The sequence below is a fragment of the Streptococcus sp. 17.1 genome (assembly GCF_016648655.1).
Taxonomy (GTDB): domain Bacteria; phylum Bacillota; class Bacilli; order Lactobacillales; family Streptococcaceae; genus Streptococcus; species Streptococcus salivarius_E.
Map to the genome: position 1 here is coordinate 925 of NZ_JACLQM010000044.1, position 1,889 is coordinate 2,813.

Sequence of the window (1,889 nt, forward strand, 5' to 3'; positions counted from 1 at the left end):
CCGGCTGGAATTGCTACAGTTGGTGTGATCGTAGCTTTACCATTTTCATCAGCTGTTGCTTCACCAATCTTGTTGCCATCTTTATCGTAAAGAGCAACAGTTGAACCTGGTTCTGCAGTTACTTCAACTGGAGTCTTAGTACCGGCTTTACCGGTAAGGTCTGTATCCACTACTGGTTTCGCTGGGGCTGTGGTATCTGTCGCTACTTTAGGATCACTTGCAACTGATGTATTACCAGCTGCATCTGTCGCTGTCGCTGTCACATTGCCTGCTGGAATAGCAACGGTTGGCGTGATTGTTGCTTTGCCATCTGCGCCTGCTGTCGCTTCACCAATCTTGTTACCATCTTTATCGTAAAGGGCAACAGTTGAACCTGGTTCTGCGCTGACTTCAACCGGTGTCTTAGTACCTGCTTTTCCTGTGAGGTCTGTAGCGACTACTGGTTTCACTGGCGCTTCTGTATCAGCGCCTGTAGTTGCCTTCGCTGGATCACTTGCGTCTGAGGTATTTCCGGCTGGGTCCGTCGCTGTCGCTGTCACATTTCCTGCTGGAATGTCGACGGTTGGCGTAATCGTTGCTTTGCCATCTGCGCCTGCTGTAGCTTCACCAATCTTGTTACCATCTTTGTCGTAAAGGGCAACAGTTGAGCCTGGTTCTGCGCTCACTTCTACTGATGGCTTAGTTCCGGCTTTACCGGTAAGGTCTGTGTTCACAACTGGTTTCGCTGGAGCTGTTGTATCTGTCGCCACTTTAGGATCACTTGCGTCTGATGTATTTCCTGATGGATCTGTCGCTTTGGCTGTTACATTTCCTGCTGGAATAGCAACAGTTGGCGTGATTGTTGCTTTACCATCTGCTCCTGCTGTCGCTTCACCAATCTTGTTGCCATCTTTATCGTAAAGAGCAACAGTTGAACCTGGTTCTGCAGTTACTTCTACTGATGGCTTAGTGCCTGCTTTACCGGTAAGATCTGTATTCACTACTGGTTTCGCTGGCGCTGTTGTATCTGTCGCTACTTTAGGATCACTTGCATCTGAGGTATTTCCTGATGGATCTGTCGCTTTGGCTGTTACATTACCTACTGGAATATCAACAGTTGGGGTAACAGTTGCTTTGCCATCTGCGCCTGCTGTCGCTTCACCAATCTTGTTACCATCTTTATCGTAAAGGGCAACAGTTGAACCTGGTTCTGCACTCACTTCAACCGGTGTCTTAGTGCCGGCTTTGCTTGTGAGGTCTGTAGCAACTACTGGTTTCGCTGGGGCTGTGGTGTCGGTTGCTACTTTAGGATCACTTGCGTCTGATGTGTTTCCTGATGGATCGGTCGCTGTCGCTGTTACATTACCTACTGGAATATCAACGGTTGGCGTGATGGTTGCTTTGCCATTGCTAGCAGCCGTTCCTTCACCAATCTTGTTACCATCTTTGTCGTAAAGAGCAACAGTTGAACCTGGTTCTGCAGTTATTTCTACTGATGGCTTAGTGCCTGCTTTGCCTGTGAGGTCTGTATTCACTACTGGTTTCGCTGGAGCTGTAGTATCTGTCGCTACTTTTGGATCACTCGCATCTGAGGTGTTTCCTGATGGGTCTGTCGCTTTGGCTGTTACATTACCTACTGGAATTGCTACAGTTGGGGTAATGGTTACTTTACCATTGCTAGCAGCCGTTCCTTCACCAATTTTGTTACCATCTTTATCGTAAAGGGCAACAGTTGAACCTGGTTCTGCACTCACTTCAACTGATGGCTTAGTGCCTGCTTTTCCTGTGAGGTCTGTATTCACTACTGGTTTCGCTGGCGCTGTTGTATCTGTTGCTACTTTTGGATCACTTGCGTCTGAGGTGTTACCTGATGCATCTGTCGCTTTGGCTGTTACATTTCCTGCTGGAAT

The 1,889-nt window shown here is 48.0% G+C and carries 1 protein-coding gene; it reads right to left on the reverse strand.

Annotated elements, in window-relative coordinates:
• Positions 1 to 1,889 (reverse strand): Ig-like domain-containing protein (locus tag H7T99_RS10490; RefSeq protein ID WP_260315527.1); only part of this gene is annotated, 1,889 nt, incomplete at both ends.